General features: G+C 51.1%; 1 rRNA gene. It reads right to left on the minus strand.

What is annotated here, in order from left to right:
* Window positions 1-1,582 (minus strand): 23S ribosomal RNA (locus GMJ66_RS20260); the annotation flags it as partial.
* Between the last annotated feature and the right edge of the window lie 25 nt (window positions 1,583-1,607).

A 1,607-nucleotide genomic window follows, 5' to 3' on the forward strand; every position in this document is an offset into this window, starting at 1 on the left:
ACAATTGACCTCCCCATCACAGCTTGAAATGGCCAGGCGGATTTGCCTACCTGACTTTCTCACTGCTTGGGCGCACACTTCCATCCGTGCGCTTTCCTTATCCTACTGCGTCCCCCCATTGCTCAAACGGTCATGAGGTGGTACAGGAATATCTGCCTGTTGTCCATCGCCTACGCCTTTCGGCCTCGGCTTAGGTCCCGACTAACCCTGAGAGGACGAGCCTTCCTCAGGAAACCTTAGGCATTCGGTGAAAGAGATTCTCACTCTTTTTTCGCTACTCATACCGGCATTCTCACTTCTAAGCGCTCCACCAGTCCTCACGGTCTGACTTCGCAGCACTTAGAACGCTCTCCTACCATTGTTCGAAGAACAATCCACAGCTTCGGTGATACGTTTAGCCCCGGTACATTTTCGGCGCAGAGTCACTCGACCAGTGAGCTATTACGCACTCTTTAAATGGTGGCTGCTTCTAAGCCAACATCCTGGTTGTCTAAGCAACTCCACATCCTTTTCCACTTAACGTATACTTTGGGACCTTAGCTGGTGGTCTGGGCTGTTTCCCTTTCGACTATGAACCTTATCACCCATAGTCTGACTCCCAAGCTTAAGTATCTGGCATTCGGAGTTTGACTGAATTCGGTAACCCGATGAGGGCCCCTAGTCCAATCAGTGCTCTACCTCCAGTACTCTTCATCTTGAGGCTAGCCCTAAAGCTATTTCGGAGAGAACCAGCTATCTCCGTGTTCGATTGGCATTTCACCCCTACCCACACCTCATCCCCGCATTTTTCAACATACGTGGGTTCGGGCCTCCAGTCAGTGTTACCTGACCTTCACCCTGGACATGGGTAGATCACACGGTTTCGGGTCTACGACCGCATACTCATTCGCCCTATTCAGACTCGCTTTCGCTGCGGCTCCGTGTCTTCCACTTAACCTTGCATACGATCGTAACTCGCCGGTCCATTCTACAAAAGGTACGCCGTCACGCATAAACGCGCTTCGACTACTTGTAGGCACACGGTTTCAGGTACTCTTTCACTCCCCTCCCGGGGTGCTTTTCACCTTTCCCTCACGGTACTGGTTCACTATCGGTCACTAGGGAGTATTTAGCCTTGGGAGATGGTCCTCCCGGATTCCGACGGAATTCCACGTGTTCCGCCGTACTCAGGATCCACTCCGGAGGAGATTCTCTTTCAACTACAGGGCTCTTACCTTCTATGGCGGATCGTTCCAGATCGCTTCATCTAAAGAATCTCTTTGTAACTCCAATGGAGTGTCCTACAACCCCAGTGAGCAAGCTCACTGGTTTGGGCTGTTTCCGTTTCGCTCGCCGCTACTTGGGAAATCGCATTTGCTTTCTCTTCCTCCGGGTACTGAGATGTTTCAGTTCCCCGGGTCTGCCTCTTATGCCCTATGTATTCAGACATAAGTCCTGTTCCATTACGAACAGTGGGTTTCCCCATTCGGAAATCTCCGGATCAAAGCTTACTTACAGCTCCCCGAAGCATATCGGTGTTAGTCCCGTCCTTCATCGGCTCCTAGTGCCAAGGCATCCACCGTGCGCCCTTATTCACTTAACTAAGTTTACAATGAATAAGCGTGCTA

Source organism: Oceanobacillus salinisoli, assembly GCF_009733865.1.
Taxonomy (GTDB): Bacteria; Bacillota; Bacilli; order Bacillales; family Amphibacillaceae; genus Oceanobacillus; species Oceanobacillus salinisoli.